The sequence below is a fragment of the Acinetobacter sp. FY731 genome (assembly GCF_059515905.1).
In genome coordinates, this window is record NZ_JCAKNB010000006.1 from 12936 (window position 1) to 31921 (window position 18986).

An 18986-nucleotide genomic window follows, 5' to 3' on the forward strand; every position below is an offset into this window, starting at 1 on the left:
TTACTAAAAGAAAAGGAATGAGTACTTTCAAAAATATTGTAAATTTCATATATTTAATGATTAATATTAAGATGAAAAACAAGGAATAACACTGATATGAAATTTACAAAAACATTTTTAACATTAGCAGCTTTGGGTATGTCTACATTTGCATTGGCTAAACCTATGCCTTATACAATTACGGTAGAAGATAAAGCTGTTGTACCTGTTCTTAAGAAGGAAGTTATTCGTAAAGCAGATGGTCAAGATGCAACACGACACGTAGAAGCAACAATTTTTGAGGTAACGAATAAAGGAAAGGATGTTGTTGCTCGAGAAGTAGAATTTGATGATGATCAGCAGCAGTTTTCAGATAAGAAATTATCTATTCCGGTTTTAAAAGAAGGTGGTGTAATAGTACCAACATCAAAAATTGAACTCATTACAACTGTGACCCAAGATGGGCAAGTACTTTCACAAAATAAAGTAATTGATGCTGAAGGTGTTGAGTTCAAAAAGAGTCAAGTTGAACCTATAAAACGTACGCTAAAATTAAATGAAACAAAAGGTGTTGATACAACTAAAAAGGTATCTCATGTTGTAACGACTAAAGATGGTGAAAAAACACGCGATCTTTTAATTATTGATGATAATCAGTAATGCAAAAAGTAGTATATAAGAGTATGTTTAATCGAATAGTTTAGGTTTACAAGTTCAAAGTTTAATTTACATAAATCCATTAAAAATTGTTTAAAAAATGGCTAATATGAAATTAAACAAATAGGAGAAATAACATGAAAAAAGTTTTACTGATGACGGGTGCTTTAGCTGTTTCTACATTTATGTTAGCTGGCTGTGAAACAATGAATGCAGATCAACAACGAATTGGCGCAGCAGCCATTGGTGGTGCTGTTGGTGGTGGTGTTGGTAGTAAAGTGGGCGGAAGTGCTGGTGCTATTGTTGGTGCTGGTGCAGGCTCTGCAGTAGGCAGTAAAACTCAAAATGGTTCAAACCGTAATGCGGCTTACAGTGGTGTAGGTGGCGCAGTGGGTGCAATTTTAGGTAAAGAGATTATTGGTGGAAATACTGGTGCTGCTATTGGTGGTGCACTAGGTGGTGGTGCAGGTGCTGCACTCGAGCAAAAGAAATAATATCTCATTCATTTAAAATAAAAAAAGTGCAAAATATTGCACTTTTTTATTTGTACTCAGCTTTTAGGGGAGCTGTAATTGTGGCTTTATATTGAAAATGAACATTATTTAGGCTTAATTTGAAAAGTGACTTAATTGTATAAAATAATAAGAAAGAAAATATCTAGCTGATAACTGGAGTAAATTTAATAAAAAACTCTGATAAAATATAGTTTTTAACAAATACTACTTCCTATGTTTGCAATTCTTGCTGCCATTACAGTTATGTTTGGACTGTCATTGGCTCGTGTTCCTGTAGTATTCGCACTCATTATTGGTGCTGTTACAGGTGGCCTTTTGGCTGGACTTGGTGTCCATGGAACCATCGAAGCTTTTAATAGTGGATTAGGTAATGGTGCGCAAATTGCACTAGCTTATGGTGTGTTGGGTGCTTTTGCTTTGGCTTTGGCTCGTTCAGGTTTACCAGATTTACTTGCTTATAAACTGATTACTACTCTGAAAGGGGATAGTGATATAAAGGCACAAAATCGTGTTAAATACATGATCTTTGGTACTATTGGACTTGCTGCAATTTGTTCTCAGAACGTAATTCCTGTCCACATTGCTTTTATTCCAGTTCTTATTCCTCCATTACTTAGTGTATTTAATCACTTGAAATTAGACCGTCGTTTAATTGCTTGTGTGCTTACATTTGGTCTTGTGGGAACATATATGTTGGTGCCTTTCGGGTTTGGTGCAATTTTCCTAAATGATATTTTAGGACAAAACATTAATACATTTGGTAAGCCGTATGGATTGAGTATTTCATATGACCAAATTCCACATGCAATGGCGATCCCTGTATTTGGAATGTTTATTGGATTATTAATAGCAATATTTTTTAGTTACCGAAAACCTAGAGAATATGCAGATTTAAATGTTAAATCTTCACAACATTCTATTTCTAGTAGTGTGAAATGTGATGAAAATGGTAAACCAATCGTAGCTAAATTTACATTAATTATGGCTGCTATTGCCGTAGTGATGACGCTATTTGTTCAGGTTATATCAGATTCAATGATTTTGGCAGGACTTGTTGGTGTTGCTATTTTAAGTTGTGCTGGCATCTTTAAGTGGAAAGAAGCAGATGATGTTATTGTGAGCGGTATGCGCATGATGGCATTGGTTGGTTTCATTATGATTTCAGCACAAGGTTTTGCAGCTGTTATTGAGGCAACAAATCAAGTTCCTGCATTGGTTCAAGCATCTGTTCAGTGGATTGGCGATAGTCAAGGTTTAGCAGCATTCTGGATGCTACTTATTGGTTTGCTTATTACATTAGGTATTGGTTCATCTTTCTCGACTGTTCCAATTCTAGCTATTATTTATGTTCCGTTGTGCTTACAGTTTGGCTTTAGTCCTGCTGCAACAATTGCACTTATTGGTACAGCAGCAGCTCTAGGTGATGCTGGTTCACCTGCTTCAGATTCAACATTAGGTCCAACATCAGGCTTAAATATGGATGGTCAACATGACCATATGAGAGATAGTGTGGTTCCAACTTTTATTCATTACAACATTCCGTTGATGATTTTTGGTTGGATTGCAGCAATGATTTTATAGTTTTGATTTTATAAAAATATTGGAAGTTAATATATTTATTTCTGATAATTTTAGTAGGATTAAAACAATATTAATTGAATTAATAAGGTTGGATTTAAAACCAACCTTATTGGTCAATTAAAAATAAATAACAATAAAAAACAATAACTTAAAAATAAATAAAATATTAATGAAATAATATGTATTGCATAATTTTCATACTCATGTTTATTATAATATTATTCATAACAAAGGTGTTGTTAAAATGCTAAAACAAGTAGCTCTTATTGTATTAATGGGTACAGTTGCGTCTACAGCTATGGCTGGTCAGTGGCAAGTGAAAGTAGGTGGTTCATTAGTTTCACCAACGGGAAGCACTAATGTTGCAGGTCTTGGAAAGGTTGAAGCAGACTATCAATATGCATTCACACCATCTGTAGAATATTTTTTCAATGATGCTTTTTCTGCAGAATTATTATTAGCAAATCCAATTAAACATAATATTAAACTTAATGGTTCTGATTTAGATGGTACTAGTATCAAGCAGCTTCCGCCAACATTAACTTTTAAATATAACTTTGTGAATGATTCACAATTCACACCATATGTAGGTTTAGGTGCGACAGGTTTCTTTGCATTTAGCGAAAAAGGTGAGGTTGCTAAAGTTAAAAATACAGCTGGTGTAGCAGGTCAATTAGGTGTGAACTTTAAACCTGCAGATGCGAAAAACTGGGGTGTGTTTGCTGACGTACGCTATGCAGATCTTTCACCGAAAGTTCGTTTAGCTAATGATACAGAATTTAAGTTGGATATTGATCCTGTAGTTTATACATTAGGTTATAGCTACAAGTTCTAATTATTTAGAAATGTAGAATATAAGAAGCCTCATCAAATGATGGGGCTTTTTTGTGATTGAAATTTGATAATAGAATTTTTTGAATTTGCTATTGAAAAATATCGACTATGCTCCAATTCATACTATATCCAAAACAATGTATTGAATTTAAGGAGTAATGAATGAGCGAGCAAAGCGCACAAAAACATAGTTTCCAAGCTGAAGTGGCTCAGCTATTACATTTAGTGACGCATTCTCTATATTCAAACCCAGAAATTTTTCTACGTGAATTGATTTCGAATGCATCGGATGCATGTGATAAATTGCGTTTTGAAGGAATTAATCATCCTGAATATTATGAAAATGATCCTGAATTACATGTTCGTGTAAGCCTAGATAAAGACAATAAGACAATTACAATTTCAGATAATGGAATTGGTTTAACTCAACAAGAAGCGATTGATAACTTAGGTACGATTGCAAAATCGGGTACGAAAGACTTTATGTCTAAGCTTTCTGGCGATCAAAAGTCAGATGCACAATTAATTGGTCAGTTTGGTGTTGGCTTCTATTCGGGTTTTATTGTTGCTGAAAAAATTACGGTTGAATCACGTCGTGCGGGTACACCTACTAATGAGGGTGTTCGCTGGGTAAGTGGTGGAACAGGCGATTTTGAAGTTACACAAATTGAAAAAGAAAGCCGTGGTACAGATATCATTCTGCATTTACGTGATGATGCACTTGAGTACTTAGAAAGCTACAAAGTGAAGAATATTATTAATAAATATTCAGATCACATTAGCTTGCCAATTGAAATGCAAAAAGAAGTTTGGCAACAAGAAGAAGTTGCTGAAGGTGAAGAGCCTAAAGGCGGTCAATACGTTAAGAGTGATGAGTGGGAAGCAATTAACTCTGCAAGTGCTTTATGGACACGTAATAAGTCTGAAATTACGGAAGAGCAATACGTAGAATTTTATAAAAATTTAAGTCATGATTTTGAAGCACCACTTGCATGGTCACATAACCGTGTTGAGGGGAGCACGGAATATACGCAACTGCTTTATATTCCAAGCAAAGCACAAAGTAATATTTTCACGCGTGAATCGAAACCAGGCATTAAGCTGTACGTGAAACGTGTATTTATTATGGATGAAGCAGAAAATTTAATTCCAAATTATTTACGCTTTGTTCAGGGCGTGGTGGATAGTGCAGATTTACCTTTAAACGTAAGCCGTGAACTACTTCAAGAAAGCCGTGATGTAAAAACTATTCGAGAAGGTAATACACGCCGTATTCTTACCATGCTAGATGGCTTGTCTAAATCGGAAGATGAAAAAGACCAAGAGAAATTTAAAACGTTCTATGCAGAATTTGGTTCTGTCCTAAAAGAAGGATTGGGGCAAGATACAACAAATCATGAACGCATTTTAAAACTGCTTCGTTTTGCAACATCAACTAATGATGAAGTTTCAACGTCTTTGGCAGATTACAAAGCACGCATGAAAGAAGGGCAAAATGCAATTTACTACGTCACTGCCGATAGCCTAAATGCTGCAAAAAATTCTCCTCAACTAGAATTGTTTAAGAAAAAAGGCATTGAAGTATTGTTAATGTCTGAACGTGTAGATGAGTGGGCAATGGAATTTGTTCATGAGTTTGATGGCACATCTATGCAAAACGTAGCAAAAGGTGCGGTTGATTTGGGTGATCTTCAAGATGCAGAAGAGAAAAAGGCATTAGAAGAAGCAGCTGAGCAATTTAAACCTGTTGTAGAAAAGCTATCTGCTTCACTGAATCAAAAGACCAAAGAAGTACGTGTAACGACTCGTCTAGTCGATTCTCCTGCATGTTTGGTAACAAGTGATGGTGATTTATCTCCACAGCTATTACGCATGTTAAAACAAGCAGGGCAACCTGTACCTGAAATTAAGCCAATTTTAGAAATTAATCCTGAACATCCTTTGGTTAAAAAGTTAGAAAACACAGAACAGTTTGATGACTTAGCCAATGTGATTTTTGATCAGGCATTAATTGCAGAAGGTGGTTTACCAGATGATCCTGCTGAATATATTAAGCGTATTAATAGCTTATTATTGAAGTAATGATTAGATTGTATTGAATATAAAAAAAGCCTCCTTCGGGAGGTTTTTTTATACATAATTTCTGAAGGATGAAATTGCTTATATATCATTCAATTTACCAATGTAAATAATAAGAAAATACGTCCATCTTTGAATCTAAAAAACAAATTAAAATATAAATTATGATCTATAATAACGATGTTTGGTTTTAACCTTAAGTTTTGGAGTTAAATTTATGAAATTGTTTCTATCTCTCGTTGCTGTTATCAGTGTTTCATTGGGTTCTATGCAAGTAGCCGTTGCACATATTTCGGAAAAGACAGGTAGTCATCAGTCAAAAGTTTCTGTAAGTAAAGAACTAAGTCATGTAGAAATTAATCCATTTGTAGATCAACAACGTTTAGCAAAAGCTGAAGTTGAAAAGTCCCAAATTGATTCAAAAATGGCTAAAAAGAAACGCTTTGTTCGTGAAGGTCGTGTTATGAAATATAAATCAGTTGTATAACTGTTGTTGTAAAAAGCCCATCTAAAGATGGGCTTAAATTTATGCATTTTTAATATGAGAGTTTAAGGCATTCAGTAAATCTAGCGTGGCTATAGGCTGTGTTAACGATGCGATGATTTCTTGGATTTTTTGCCAATTTAAGCCTTGTTGGCGGGTAAATGTAACGTAAGGATAAGCAAGTTCCTGTTTATTAAGTATTAAACGATTTTTGCCACAAATTAAACGAATTTTCCCACGTTCTTCTAAAAATAATAACGGGGTTTCAGTATGTGCTTCATCTTCTTCAAAGAGAATAAATTTTCGGTTTGACACTAAACTTTGTGGAATAAAGGGAAAGTATGAGTCTTTTTGCCACACAATGATGTTGGAAGAAGTATAGGTTTTAAAAAGTGATTCATCACTATTCAATGCGTCTTTTAAGTCTTGCCATTTAAGTTGCCGAATTGCTGAAAATTCACGAGATAAATTTTGGCTGTATAATTTCAGCGAATGTATCGCTTCTATCTCATCTTCAGCTCCCATATATATAATATATTGGGTGAAGTTCCCGATAGATGTTGTTTCTTCTGCCATGAAAATTGGACGATCAATCAAATTTCCAATATTTAATGCATTAATAAGAATAATACTGCGTGAATTTTCTTGAGTAGGCAGACAATATAGCGAAGATTCAGCATCATTAATGCGAATAGGTGTTACAGGAAAGTCTATGTCATTTAGGCGAACATGTTGGAGTTTTGGAGTGGTTTGTTGTATTGGGGCTTCCAATAAAACGGGTTCTTCTACGTTTAAATTGACCGAATGATTGACTTTATTTTCTGCTAAATCATTTTTTAATGTGGGGTTATGTTTAGTTTGAGACTCTTCCACAATCACATTTTGTGTATTCTTTTGCGTTGTTTGTGGAAGTGGATCTGCTTTTTGTGTCGATATTTTAGGGTTTATAACACCCAGTTGAGCCAAATGAGATGCAACGATTTTGACCTCGTTTTTAACAAAACCTTTTGGAAGATATTGTTGAAAAATAGGTTCATCAAATAAAGCACAAATATCCTGAAGGCGCTTTTTTGTTTGAGCCGTTTCGAAAAGTGAAAGAGAACCATGCTCTAAGCTTGCTGTTAGTGCTTTAAGTTCTACAATGTATTTAACTTTTTCAATATTGTTCATTTTTAGTGGCTCAAATGAGCTTGTTCACCTTTTTTAAGTAGCTACCTAAAACAATATTTAGTGCTAATTCAACGAGTTTATATTCTGAAGAATGCGGATTTTGATATTTCTCTGCCATTTCAATTAAATGTTGAACATTGATTGCTTGAGGAGAGACTTCATTTCGTATGAGTGCTTGCAAGAGAGGTAAATGCATAATGAACTCGAAGATTTAGGTGTGATTGTGGTTTATGTGCAGTGAATTGAGCAACATAAACAATATATTGAATCAACAACTTCGTTACTTCTTTGAATAATAATCAATCGAATTGAAAATGCAAAGAAAAAAGCCATCTATTTAGATGGCTTTTTCAACAAATAAACGATTTTATTTGTGCGGAACTTCACATTGATCATCTGCACATGTAGGTGCATTTTCTGCATTTGTTTCAGCTGCAGCAGGAGTTTCAAGCGCTTTTTCCATAACTTGTTTAAATACTTCAGTTGGTTGGGCACCCGCTAAAGCAACACGCTGGTCAAATACAAAGAATGGAACACCTGTTACTTGTAACTGATCACGTGCCACATCTTCATCAAATTTAACGAAATCTGCATATTCTTCAGAATCGAGTAAATCATCAACTTCGACAGGGTTTAAACCAATACGAGATGCAACATCTTCAAGCGTTTCGCGCTCACCAATTGGTAAGCCTTGTGTCATATAACTAAAAAATAATGCTTCTTTGGCTTCTGAACCTAAACCTTTACTTTGAGCAAGGTGAATTAAGCGATGCGCATTGAATGTATTGCCTGAGTTTGCACCTTCCCAGTTAAATTCAATTCCTTCTTCTTTTGCCATAGCCGCAATATTGCGCTGCATTTCTTCAACTTCTTCGAGCGTACGACCATACTTTTGTGCCAAACGCTCAGAGTTTGAAATTTCTTGGCGTACAGGTGCATCTGAATCTAATTGATAGCTGTGCCAATGAACTTCTAGTTCTACACCTGCTTCAGTTGCCGCTTTTTCTAATCTTTTTTTACCAATATAACAAAATGGGCAAACTACATCTGACCAAATATCTACACGCATGAGAATTCTCTTTTTTTCATTACTTGTTTTTAAAGTGGGGATAGTTTGAATAAATTAAAGCATGAAATTCATAATTTGGTGTTAAACGTACAAAATGTCATAAGAAATTAACCTGTTTATACCGTTTTTTCTAATTTTATAAAACCTTTAAAAATAAAGTGTTGTTACGGTTGGAGATTGCATTTTGTATAAAAAACATGCAATTATAATGTTCAAATTGACTATACTTTTGTATAGGAGAAAACAATGAAACGCGTGGTTTTAGTCATTGCTGCTACAACATTGAGTATTTTTGGATATTTAATTTATCAATACAAAGTACAACAAAATGAATTGGCACAATTAAAAATTTATCAATCGGTTATACAAGATAAAGGTGAATTGATTTTTGAGTCAGCGCAAAAGTGGCAAAAACCAATTTCAGTAGATTTAAACACAACAGATTTAGAAGGCGATTATAAAATTATGGCGGACTTTGTGCTGAATTTTATGGTGCAAAGCGCGGAAGCTCGAAATACGTATTTACGTGAATTAAAAGCGTTAAAGTGGGATAAGTTTTTAGATGTAAATCGTTTAGAAAAAGATAAAAAAAATAAATATGAAGAAACGGAAATTATGTTTATTGCTGTAAAAGAGGTCATGACTCGTTATCAAGAAAGTATGGAACGACGTGATGAATTGGCATTAAACGAGGCGAAACATTTAAAAGTAAATCCGCGTTTTCGTCGTTATTTAACAGAGTCGATGAAAGAAGTAGTGAAACAAAATAACGGGCAAGAGTTATTTGAACTTGAACAGCAAAGTTTTGCAAAGGCGCAGGCTTTATTTGCCATTTTAAAAGAGAGTAAGTGGCAAGCGAAGAATAATATGTTTCTGTTTCAGGGGGATGATCACGTGAAACAGTTTAATAAAATTTATAAGGAAATGCTTGAGCTAGATAAGCAAATGAAGAAGGTAAGTCAGAAAAATCAGAAAGCGATAGAAGCAAGTTTGTAGGGTTTAAGATGTAAAAAAAGGATGCATTTGCATCCTTTTTTAATCTACGAATTATAAATTAAGCAGATTTTTTGAACCAAGAGAAAATGCCTTTTTTCTCTGTTGTTTCAGCAGCTTTCGCTTTTTTCTGATCACATTCTGCTTTTTTAGAGCAGTCTTTTTTCATTTTATCTTGTTTAGCTTCAGCTTTTTGATCAATCATTTGTTTGATTTCTTTAGCTTCTGCTTTTACAGCTGCTTTATTTTCTTTTGCTTGAGCATCGATTGAGTTTGTAAGGTCAGCTGTTACTGCTTTGTTTACATCTTTAATTGCTTTGCTATCTGCATTTACAGCTTGATTAATATTTTTGCTTAATTCTTTTACAGCAGTTTTGCTTTCTTTCTTTTGTTGATCGATTGATTTTAGCGCTTCATATTTTTCAGCACGAAGTTCTTTCTTTTCAGCAGATGCTTCTTTTTTTACATCTTTAATTGCTTTTTTTGCATCTACTACTGGAGTAATTGTTGGTGCTGTTGTTTCAGCTGCCATAGCAGTTGCTGAAGATGCAATAATTGCAGTTGTAAGGATAGTTTTAAGCATGTTCATGCGGAACCCCAAAGGAAAATTTAAATAGAGAGATTGATAATACTCACTTAAGTTATAAGATTTTGATGTATATGATTTTATTGGGTGTTTAGTGAACTAAAGTTACAAAGTGATAACAATGTTATAAATATTCATAGTGTTGTTCTAAAAAGAGTTTTTAGTAAAAATTTAAAAAGAGGTAGAAGTGAGTTGGTAGGGTTGGAAATTTTAAAAAGGATGCAGGTGTATTCTTTGTAAGTATTGAAGATTTTTGTAATAAAAAACTGCCACCACAATCTTTTTTCTATATCTAAAAGAAACCCCGCAATAAGCGGGGTTTCTTTTTATCTTAGTATTTAAAAATTAAACACGTTCAATAATGGTCGCAATACCTTGACCAAGACCAATACACATAGTCGCAAGACCAATTTGCGTATCTTGTTGTTCCATTACGTTTAGAAGCGTAGTGGTAATACGAGCACCAGAACAACCCAATGGATGACCAAGCGCAATAGCACCACCATTCAAGTTCACCATATCTTGCTTCTCATAAAGACCTAAACCTTTAAGAACAGATAAACCTTGAGCAGCAAACGCTTCATTCAACTCAATCGTTTGAATATCTGCCATGCTTAAACCAGCACGTTTAAGCGCTTTTTGAGTTGCAGGAACAGGGCCATAACCCATAATTGCAGCATCACAACCTGCAACCGCCATAGAGCGAATTACAGCACGAGGTTTTAAACCTAAAGCTTGAGCACGTTCAGCAGACATCAATAACATCGCAGAAGCACCATCAGACAAAGCTGATGATGTTGCCGCAGTTACAGAACCACCTTTCGGGTCAAAGACAGGACGTAACGCAGCAAATGCTTCAAGATTTGCATCAGGACGAATAACTTCATCGATATCGCAAAGCTGTTTAAAGCCATTCGCATCGTGACCTTCAATGCCTACAATCTCGTTTTTGAAACGACCTTCTTGTGTTGCAGTCCAAGCACGTACATGTGATTCCACACCAAAACGATCTTGCTCTTCACGAGAAATACCATTCATACGGCCTAACATTTCAGCTGTTAAGCCCATCATGTTAGACGCTTTCGCATAATGTTTAGATGCTTCAGGGTTAAGGTCAATGCCGTGCATCATCCCTACGTGACCCATATGCTCTACACCACCAATAATGAAGATATCACCTTGGTTCGTCGCAATTTGACCTGCCGCCGTGTGAATTGCTTGCATAGAAGAACCACAAAGACGGTTAACAGTTTGACCTGCAACAGTTTTTGGAAGATCAGCCAATAACGCAATGTTACGACCAATGTTCATGCCTTGTTCTAGAGTTTGGTTAACACAACCCCAGATTACATCTTCAACTTCGTTAGTATCAAACTGGTTACGAGCAACCAATGCACGTACTAATTCAGCAGATAAGCTGTCAGCACGAACATTACGGAACATACCATTTTTGGTTTTACCCATTGCTGAACGTACACCATCAACGATGACAACGTCACGTGGATTTAAAGTAGCCATTCACGTTGCTCCTTAACCGTAGAATTTTTTGTTGTTAGCAGCCATGTCACGCAACATTTGTGGCGCTTCATAAGCTTTACCTAAGTGAGCATATTTGTCGCAAAGCGCAACGTATTCAGCAACACCTGTTTGGTCGATGTAACGTGCAGGACCGCCACGGAATGGAGGGAAACCTACACCCATAATCATCGCCATATCTGCTTCAGAAGCAGTCGCAACAATATTGTCTTCTAAGCAACGAACAGTTTCATTACAGAAAGCAAGCATCATACGATCAATGATTTCTTGAGCATCAAATTCACGTTTTTCTGCAGTTGCAACAGAAGCAACAAGCTCGTATGCAATTGGATCAACCACTTTGGCTTTTTTACCTTTACGGTCAAGTTCGTACTTGTAGAAACCAACATCGTTCTTTTGACCCAAACGGTTTGCTTCGTACATAGTTTGGATTGAACCTTTGAAGTCTGGCTTCATACGGTCAGGGAAACCTTCAGCCATTACTTCGGCACCGTGAACGCCAGTATCAATACCTACAACGTCCATTAAGTAAGCAGGACCCATAGGCCAGCCGAATTTTTCCATTACTTTATCGATTTGCTGGAAGTCTGCACCATCTTTAAGAAGAAGGTCGAACGCACCAAAGTAAGGGAACAATACACGGTTTACTAAGAAGCCCGGGCAGTCATTTACAACGATTGGTGTTTTACCCATTTTTTGAGCAAGTACAACAGTTGTTGCAATTGCTTCTGCAGAAGTCTTCTCACCACGGATTACTTCAACCAAAGGCATCATGTGAACTGGGTTGAAGAAATGCATACCTACAAAGTTTTCAGGACGCTCTAAATTTTCAGCCAAGCGAGTGATTGAAATTGTAGATGTGTTCGATGCAATGATTGTATTTTCGCGAACTTTCTTCTCAGTTTCAGACAATACAATGCCTTTCACTTTCGGGTTTTCAGTTACAGCTTCAATAACAATATCAACGTCTTTAAATTCGTCATAACTTAATGATGGACGAATGCGCGCAAGTGTTTCACCCATTTTTGCAGGGGTCATTTTCTTACGTTCAACTTGTTTGGTTAGTAAACCATTTGCTTCTTTCATACCTAAAGCAAGTTGCGGATTACCAATATCTTTCATGATAATTGGTGTACCTTTGCTTGCCGCTTGATAAGCAATACCACCACCCATAATACCAGCACCTAAAACAGCAGCTTGGTTTACAGGATGAGCGCCTTTTTCATAACGCTTAGATGTTTTTTTCACAATTTGGTCGTTGATGAATAAACCAATCAACGCGCCAGCTTGAGGTGTTACCGCAGCTTTAGCAAAACCTTGTGCTTCAATTTTTAAAGCTTCATCACGTGGAAGGCTTGCACCTGCTTGCAAAGAATCTAAAAGAAGCTTTGGTGCAGGATATTGTGCAGGATTTGCTTTAGAAAGTACCGCACCTTTAGATGAGTTAAATGCCATCATTTGTTCGATAGGGCTTAATTTAACAGGATCTAATTTTTCTTGACGTTTTGCTTTCCAGTCTAAACGACCTGAAATCGCTTGTTTAACAAGGTCAATAGCAGCATCGTTAAGTTTTTCAGCAGCAACAACAGCATCAACAGCACCATCTTTAAGTGCAGCAGCAGGTTTTTTAGGATTAGCCATAGCCATCCATTCAACTGCATTGTCGATACCAATGACACGGCTTAAACGAACCGTACCACCAAAGCCAGGGAAAATCCCTAATTTGATTTCAGGTAAGCCAACTTGTGCTTGTTCAGACATGACACGATAGTCACAAACAAGACACATTTCGAAACCGCCACCTAAAGCCATACCGTTAATAGCGGCTACTTTAGGAATGTCTAAATCTTCGAAAGAATTAAAAATGTTATGAACAGGCAATGCCCAATCTACAATCGATTGTTCACCTTGTGCAAAGTTATCACCGAATTCAGTAATGTCTGCACCTACGATGAACGTAGATTTGCCCGAAGTTACAATTAAGCCTTTAACATCGTTATTTGCCTTAACCGCTTCAATTGCAGCTTTAAAATCTTCAATTGTTGCACGGTTAAATTTATTGACCGACTCACCTTGTAAGTCAAAGCGGAATTCTGCAATTCCGTCCGAAAGCATTTGGACGGTAATGGCATTGCCAGCGTGGATCATGCCTGATCTCCTTTATTTTGGAGGACTTCTTAAGTTGATGTTTTGAAGTGTATGCGCTTTCCCGCGCAGGTATACTTCACTAATCTTACGATAACTATATCTAAAAAGAACATAACAAGTTGTATCAAGCCGTGACGCAAGGGTCATGAATTTATATCCGACCTTTACTTACATAGATTTTTTACAACTTTAGCTCACTATGAATAGATATTATGAAATGATTGTTTCAATTCAATTTTTTAATAGTTTCGTAATATTCTATATTGGAAATTAGTATGAAATTTCAAGTTTCATTTGAGCATATTTTTTGTCAAAAAAGTCAATTAATTAAGCGTAGCTGCATTTACTATGAAAAATAGAAAACAGCATTTAGATGGCAATAGCGGGTATTGTGTGCAAAATTTGTTATAATTTCTGCAATTATGAATGTCTTTAATGATGTAAGACAAATTAAAAATATTTTTAGGTGGTTTTATGATTAAGTGGATTATTTTGGCGATTTTTGTTGCCTCTGCTTTGTATATTCAGCGCCGAGGGAAAGTTCGCCATACGTTTTATCGTCAATTTTTTGACCATTCAACGATTCTTGCCCCAATTAATTTTCTCATGTACAAGTTCTCGAAAGTGCCTAATCAGCCTTATATCGATACACAGCATTTTAAAGATTTAAAAGTGTTAGATGAAAACTGGGAAATGATTCGTGATGAAGCAAAAGCACTGTACGAGCAAGGTGGAATTAAAGCTTCTGAAAAGTATGATGATTTAGGTTTTAACTCTTTCTTTAAAACGGGGTGGAAGCGTTTTTACTTAAAATGGTATGACTCTGCACATCCATCTGCTGCTGAATTATGCCCAAAAACAACAGCATTATTAAAAACACTACCAACGATTAAGGCTGCAATGTTTACTGAACTTGCACCCGATAGTCGTTTGGTTAGACATCGTGATCCATACGCAGGTTCATTGCGTTATCACTTAGGTTTAATAACACCGAATGATGATCGTTGTTTTATTGATGTAGATGGTGAGCGTTATTCTTGGCGTGATGGGGAAAGCGTTGTTTTTGATGAAACCTATATCCACTATGCTGAAAATACAACAGATCAAAACCGCATTATTTTCTTTGCTGATGTTGAGCGACCATTAAAATCAAAACTTATGGAGCGTTTTAATCATTGGTTTGGAAAAAATGTGATGACTGCTGCTAGTTCTCCAAATGAGTCGAATGATAAAACGGGTGGGCTAAATAAGGCATTCGGTTATATTTATCAAATTCGTATTAAAGCGAAAGCATTGAAGCAAACAAATAGAGCGCTTTATTACTTTTTAAAATGGTTTTTAATGTTAGGAATTTTCTTCTTAATTTTTGTTAGACCGTATATTTTTTAATCGTTGATTTTAATCATTTATTTTTATAAATAATGGGGTGGTGCTTAGCACTATCCCATTTTTTTGTTAAATACGTCAATAAAACTGTTGAAAAATGCTATTTTTTCGGTATCATTGGTCAAATACTAAACAAAAAATAAAAATCGGAGAAAAATCATGAAAATCATAAAATTAATTTTAATTGGAATGGTTGTGGCACCATCACTAGCTTATGCAGCAGATGGAACAATTACGATTACTGGTAAAGTTTTAGACAATACTTGTACGATTGGTGGTACTAGTCCAGGTAATTATACAGTTGCATTACCAACAGTGATTAAAAGTGCATTCACAGCAATTAATACAACAGCTGGTGAGAAAGATTTTCAAATTGCATTAACAAATTGCCCATGGCCAGCCAGTATTAGTACATTTTTTGAATCAAGTAATGCAAATGTAACAACTACGGGGCGTTTAAGTAATACGATTCTCTCTGGAAATGGTGGCTCTAATGCTCAAGTTGAATTGGTGAATGGGGCTACATATATTAATTTAAAAGGTACAACGCTTTCAGATCAAAGTAATACGCCATTAACATTTAGTTCATCATCAGATACAACGAATACTCATACATTTGCATTAAAGGCGAGATATTATGCTGCAGTTCATCCAGTGACAGCAGGTCCTGTGTCGACATCAGTTACTTATAATATTGTTTATGACTAAATAAAATTATTATAAAAATTATAACTGGCATGGAGTAAATGTCGGATGAATAAATATAAAGTGCTTATATTTATGATATTGTTGCAAGTTCAATTTGCACATGCCGGTATAGTTATTGCAGGGACTAGGTTCATTTATCCGAGTTCGGAAAACTTTGTTTCAGTCGATATTGAAAATACTGGAAGTCAAACATTATTAGTACAAGCATGGGTTGATACAGAAAATGAAGTGACTGATTTGAGTCAGTCAAAAGCCCCATTTGTTGTAAGCCCACCCTTAAAAGCTTTAAATGCTAAAATGGGACAGTCATTAAGAATAATTTTTAATAAGAAACAAAAGCTTTCAGAAGATAGAGAAACATTATTTTGGTTAAATGTGTTGGAAATACCACCTAAACCAGAGCATTTAGATAGTTATATTCAATTTGCAGTAAAAAGCAAATTAAAATTGATTTATAGACCGAGTTCATTAAAAGAACCAAAAGAAGATACTTTTAATAAAATCAATGTTAAAGCCCAAGATGGAAGCGTTATATTTGAAAATCCTACACCTTATTATATCAATTTTGGTAAGAAGAAATTATTTTTGAAAGATGGACGCTCTGATGATTTGGTGGGTGTTCGATATTTAGAACCATTTGAAACAAAAATAATAAAGCCAATAAATAATGGGGTTTTCGATAAACTAGAAATGTACGTAATTAATGATTTTGGAACAGCATATCAAATTAGTAAGTCTTTCTAGTTTTAGGGGGGATTTATAGTGAGAATTTCACAAAAATTAATAAGAAAAAATATCTTTGTGTTGTTCATTTATTGTATTAAATTCAACAGTATATGCATTAAATTTTGATTATAATCTGTTGCATGGTGTTCCCCATCAAAACATAACTTTTGATGATGTTCTAGGTGGGAAATTTACTCAAGAAGGGGAGTATTACTTAGAGGTATATCTAAATAATAGATATATCACGCGTTCTAAAGTTTATGTATTTAAGAATAATGAAGCTCTGACAAATCAAAATGTTTGTATCCCTTTTACATCATTTAAAGCAATTGATTTTAAAGAAGATGTTGTTAAACATATTGATACTTCTAAAGATTGTATAGAGAGTTCTTATATTGATACACAGATACATTGGAAAACGGATTTAGATCGTCATCGATTAGATATTTCTAGCCCACAATCATTCATTAATAAACGACCCCGAGATTATATAGATCCTATATTATGGGAAGATGGGATATCGAGTGGATTTATTCGCTATAACTATAATTTTTATGAATTTAGTTATAATAATCAAAAAACGAGTAAGTATGATTTTTTAAATTTAGATGCGGGCATTAATTTAGGGTCATGGCAATTACGTCATTCAGGAAACACTAGTTTTTTAGCGCAAGAAAAGAAATACACCACAAATGAAACTAAGCTCATAAAAGCATTTCCTGAGTATACAGCTCAGTTAGTGCTAGGGGATTTTTATTCTTATGGACAAGGTGGTGATGTAAATTCTACAGTGTCATTAAGAGGATTACAGTTTTCAACTGACGAGCAAATGCTACCTTCTTCTGTAAGGTCATTTGCACCTGTTATTACGGGTTATGCAAATACGAATGCACTTGTACGAGTTAAGCAAGATAATCAGATTTTGTTTGAAAAAGCTGTACCAAGTGGAAGTTTTAGTATTGGTGATATGTATAGTCCTGTTTCAAGTGGACCTATTTTTGTTGAAATTATTGAGGCAAATGGGAAGATTAAGTCTTTTAGTATCCCCTATAACTCTTTTATTCGGGTCTTAAGACCAGGGCAATATCGTTATAATTTGGCTTTGGGACAGTATAGGCAAAATAATGATGTTTATAATGAAAAAGTTTTAAGCTTAAGTGGGGAGTATGGCTTAAATAATATAATCACTTTATATACTTCATTATTATTGAGTGATAATTATCTTGGAACAACGGTTGGTGGGAACTTTAATACGTATTTAGGTGGTGTTTCACTGTTTTATAATTATATGAATGCAAATTTGAATAATGAGTTTCAAGATAGTGATTATATTGGTTTTAAATACAATACATTATTTAATCAGAAAACAAATTTAGCCTTTGGATATACACGCTATCTGGATGATCAATACTATTCATTTAATGATGTCATGAATATTCATTATTTAAATACAGATGATAGTTTATTTAATCTATACGATAGTAATCAAAGAGAAAAAGCATCTTTTTATACTTCAATTTCTCATTATTTTGGGCGTAACTTTGGCACATTAAGTGCAAACTATTCGGAAAGCCAGTATTGGTTTCGACCGAGTCAGATTTCATATCAATTAACTTATTCAAATCAGCTGAATAGACTTATAAATTATTCAATTGGTGTTCAACATTTACAATCTGTTAATCGCTTAAATAATGATTCGGATACACAGGTTGTTGTAAGTTTGAATATGCCTCTGGATATTGCTAAGAAAAGAGCAACATTATCATATAGTGGTTCTTATGCTCCTCATGCAGAGAATTTCAATACGCATAAGCTAGGTATAGCAAGTACATTAGGTGAATATGATCAAATTGGATATGGAATAAATCTTAATCAAAATTCAAATCAAGAAAGTATTAGCACCTCTTTAAATTATCGTTCTAGCCCTGTTTTACTATCTACAACGTATTCATCAAATTTTAAAGATAGCCAACAATATTCTATTCAAGCTCAAGGAGCGATTGTCGCACATAAATATGGGGTAACACTCAGCAATGAAATAGGAAATACATACGGCATTGTTCGAGCTAAAGGTCTTGAAGGTGTACATTTAAAAAATGGTTTAAATTCAAAAGTTGATTACTGGGGAAATGCAATAGTTCCTCATTTAATTCCTTATCAATATAATAATATTCAAGTTGACTCACAAACATTGCCTCTAAATGTTGATATTGATTCGACAAGTAAACAAGTACTTCCTAAAAATTATACAAGTTCACTCATTACATTTAATACAAATTCATCGCAAAAGGCATTGATTGATTTAGTTAATGAAAATGTGAGTATTCCATTGGGAGCACAAGTTTTCAATGAGAAGGAGCTTTTGGTAGGGGTAGTGGGTCAGGGACAACAAATATATTTAGAGGATGTTCAAGCTACAAATTATAAGGTTCAGTGGGAGCAGCAACACTGTAATTTTTCTATAGAAGAACAGGATTTATTGTCCACTTCTTTGCCTTTTTTAAATCTAAGTGTTACATGCAAATAATAAGGAAA

The 18986-nt window shown here is 34.8% G+C and carries 17 protein-coding genes; 11 read left to right on the forward strand and 6 right to left on the reverse strand.

Annotated features, from left to right (window positions below; genetic code table 11):
• The first annotated feature begins 96 nt into the window (after positions 1-96).
• From AC5YC8_RS09175 to AC5YC8_RS09200, 6 genes are all read left to right on the forward strand, one after another.
• Complete coding sequence (locus AC5YC8_RS09175) at positions 97-639, forward strand: hypothetical protein (protein ID WP_496120158.1); 543 nt, start codon at positions 97-99, stop codon at positions 637-639.
• Positions 640-773: 134 nt separating this feature from the next.
• On the forward strand, positions 774-1130 hold the full coding sequence (locus tag AC5YC8_RS09180; protein WP_496164298.1) for a YMGG-like glycine zipper-containing protein: 357 nt from the start codon (positions 774-776) through the stop codon (positions 1128-1130).
• Positions 1131-1364: 234 nt separating this feature from the next.
• The gene (locus AC5YC8_RS09185) at positions 1365-2732 is read left to right on the forward strand and encodes a Na+/H+ antiporter family protein (protein ID WP_496164299.1); all 1368 of its coding nucleotides are present in this window, start codon (positions 1365-1367) and stop codon (positions 2730-2732) included.
• Positions 2733-2976: 244 nt separating this feature from the next.
• Positions 2977-3567 carry an OmpW/AlkL family protein gene (locus AC5YC8_RS09190; protein WP_496164301.1) on the forward strand — a complete coding sequence of 197 codons (591 nt, stop codon included), beginning with the start codon at positions 2977-2979 and terminating at the stop codon, positions 3565-3567.
• Between the two features lie 161 nt (positions 3568-3728).
• Positions 3729-5648: a molecular chaperone HtpG gene (htpG, locus tag AC5YC8_RS09195; RefSeq protein WP_496164302.1), complete on the forward strand. Its 1920-nt coding sequence runs from the start codon at positions 3729-3731 to the stop codon at positions 5646-5648.
• Between the two features lie 214 nt (positions 5649-5862).
• Positions 5863-6132 carry a hypothetical protein gene (locus AC5YC8_RS09200; RefSeq protein WP_496164303.1) on the forward strand — a complete coding sequence of 90 codons (270 nt, stop codon included), beginning with the start codon at positions 5863-5865 and terminating at the stop codon, positions 6130-6132.
• A 39-nt stretch (positions 6133-6171) separates the two neighbouring features.
• Here the strand turns inward: AC5YC8_RS09200 and AC5YC8_RS09205 are convergent, their stop codons facing one another.
• The 3 genes from AC5YC8_RS09205 to AC5YC8_RS09215 form a co-directional block, all read right to left on the reverse strand.
• Positions 6172-7299, reverse strand: coding sequence for a hypothetical protein (locus AC5YC8_RS09205; protein ID WP_496164304.1), 1128 nt, complete (start codon positions 7297-7299; stop codon positions 6172-6174).
• Between the two features lie 10 nt (positions 7300-7309).
• Entirely contained in the window at positions 7310-7495 is a 186-nt protein-coding gene (locus AC5YC8_RS09210) for a hypothetical protein (RefSeq protein ID WP_496120145.1), read from the reverse strand.
• 171 nt (positions 7496-7666) lie between these two features.
• On the reverse strand, positions 7667-8368 hold the full coding sequence (locus AC5YC8_RS09215) for a DsbA family oxidoreductase (protein ID WP_496164305.1): 702 nt from the start codon (positions 8366-8368) through the stop codon (positions 7667-7669).
• Positions 8369-8614: 246 nt separating this feature from the next.
• On the opposite strand from AC5YC8_RS09215, the gene AC5YC8_RS09220 reads away from it, so the two are divergent.
• A complete protein-coding gene (locus tag AC5YC8_RS09220) occupies positions 8615-9364 on the forward strand; it encodes a hypothetical protein (RefSeq protein ID WP_496164306.1) in 750 nt (249 codons plus the stop codon).
• Between the two features lie 58 nt (positions 9365-9422).
• Here the strand turns inward: AC5YC8_RS09220 and AC5YC8_RS09225 are convergent, their stop codons facing one another.
• From AC5YC8_RS09225 to fadB, 3 genes are all read right to left on the reverse strand, one after another.
• The gene (locus AC5YC8_RS09225; protein ID WP_496164308.1) at positions 9423-9950 is read right to left on the reverse strand and encodes a hypothetical protein; all 528 of its coding nucleotides are present in this window, start codon (positions 9948-9950) and stop codon (positions 9423-9425) included.
• Between the two features lie 342 nt (positions 9951-10292).
• Entirely contained in the window at positions 10293-11465 is a 1173-nt protein-coding gene (gene fadA / locus AC5YC8_RS09230) for an acetyl-CoA C-acyltransferase FadA (RefSeq protein WP_496120137.1), read from the reverse strand.
• Positions 11466-11477: 12 nt separating this feature from the next.
• Positions 11478-13631, reverse strand: coding sequence for a fatty acid oxidation complex subunit alpha FadB (gene fadB, locus AC5YC8_RS09235; protein WP_496164309.1), 2154 nt, complete (start codon positions 13629-13631; stop codon positions 11478-11480).
• A 474-nt stretch (positions 13632-14105) separates the two neighbouring features.
• Between fadB and lpxO the strand changes: the two genes are divergently transcribed.
• The 4 genes from lpxO to AC5YC8_RS09255 all read left to right on the forward strand — a co-directional run bounded on the left by lpxO (position 14106) and on the right by AC5YC8_RS09255 (position 18978).
• Positions 14106-15020, forward strand: coding sequence for a lipid A hydroxylase LpxO (gene lpxO / locus AC5YC8_RS09240; protein WP_496164310.1), 915 nt, complete (start codon positions 14106-14108; stop codon positions 15018-15020).
• 156 nt (positions 15021-15176) lie between these two features.
• Entirely contained in the window at positions 15177-15725 is a 549-nt protein-coding gene (locus AC5YC8_RS09245) for a fimbrial protein (protein WP_496164311.1), read from the forward strand.
• A gap of 45 nt (positions 15726-15770) precedes the next feature.
• Positions 15771-16469 carry a fimbrial biogenesis chaperone gene (locus AC5YC8_RS09250; RefSeq protein WP_496164312.1) on the forward strand — a complete coding sequence of 233 codons (699 nt, stop codon included), beginning with the start codon at positions 15771-15773 and terminating at the stop codon, positions 16467-16469.
• A gap of 55 nt (positions 16470-16524) precedes the next feature.
• Entirely contained in the window at positions 16525-18978 is a 2454-nt protein-coding gene (locus AC5YC8_RS09255) for a fimbria/pilus outer membrane usher protein (RefSeq protein ID WP_496164313.1), read from the forward strand.
• Positions 18979-18986: the final 8 nt, after the last annotated feature.

Bases quoted from the DNA above. Each gene is read 5' to 3' on its own strand.
- AC5YC8_RS09175 (WP_496120158.1), top strand. From the start codon at position 97: ATGAAATTTACAAAAACATTTTTAACATTAGCAGCTTTGGGTATGTCT.
- AC5YC8_RS09180 (WP_496164298.1), top strand. From the start codon at position 774: ATGAAAAAAGTTTTACTGATGACGGGTGCTTTAGCTGTTTCTACATTT.
- AC5YC8_RS09185 (WP_496164299.1), top strand. From the start codon at position 1,365: ATGTTTGCAATTCTTGCTGCCATTACAGTTATGTTTGGACTGTCATTG.
- AC5YC8_RS09190 (WP_496164301.1), top strand. From the start codon at position 2,977: ATGCTAAAACAAGTAGCTCTTATTGTATTAATGGGTACAGTTGCGTCT.
- htpG (WP_496164302.1), top strand. From the start codon at position 3,729: ATGAGCGAGCAAAGCGCACAAAAACATAGTTTCCAAGCTGAAGTGGCT.
- AC5YC8_RS09200 (WP_496164303.1), top strand. From the start codon at position 5,863: ATGAAATTGTTTCTATCTCTCGTTGCTGTTATCAGTGTTTCATTGGGT.
- AC5YC8_RS09205 (WP_496164304.1), bottom strand. From the start codon at position 7,299: ATGAACAATATTGAAAAAGTTAAATACATTGTAGAACTTAAAGCACTA.
- AC5YC8_RS09210 (WP_496120145.1), bottom strand. From the start codon at position 7,495: ATGCATTTACCTCTCTTGCAAGCACTCATACGAAATGAAGTCTCTCCT.
- AC5YC8_RS09215 (WP_496164305.1), bottom strand. From the start codon at position 8,368: ATGCGTGTAGATATTTGGTCAGATGTAGTTTGCCCATTTTGTTATATT.
- AC5YC8_RS09220 (WP_496164306.1), top strand. From the start codon at position 8,615: ATGAAACGCGTGGTTTTAGTCATTGCTGCTACAACATTGAGTATTTTT.
- AC5YC8_RS09225 (WP_496164308.1), bottom strand. From the start codon at position 9,950: ATGAACATGCTTAAAACTATCCTTACAACTGCAATTATTGCATCTTCA.
- fadA (WP_496120137.1), bottom strand. From the start codon at position 11,465: ATGGCTACTTTAAATCCACGTGACGTTGTCATCGTTGATGGTGTACGT.
- fadB (WP_496164309.1), bottom strand. From the start codon at position 13,631: ATGATCCACGCTGGCAATGCCATTACCGTCCAAATGCTTTCGGACGGA.
- lpxO (WP_496164310.1), top strand. From the start codon at position 14,106: ATGATTAAGTGGATTATTTTGGCGATTTTTGTTGCCTCTGCTTTGTAT.
- AC5YC8_RS09245 (WP_496164311.1), top strand. From the start codon at position 15,177: ATGAAAATCATAAAATTAATTTTAATTGGAATGGTTGTGGCACCATCA.
- AC5YC8_RS09250 (WP_496164312.1), top strand. From the start codon at position 15,771: ATGAATAAATATAAAGTGCTTATATTTATGATATTGTTGCAAGTTCAA.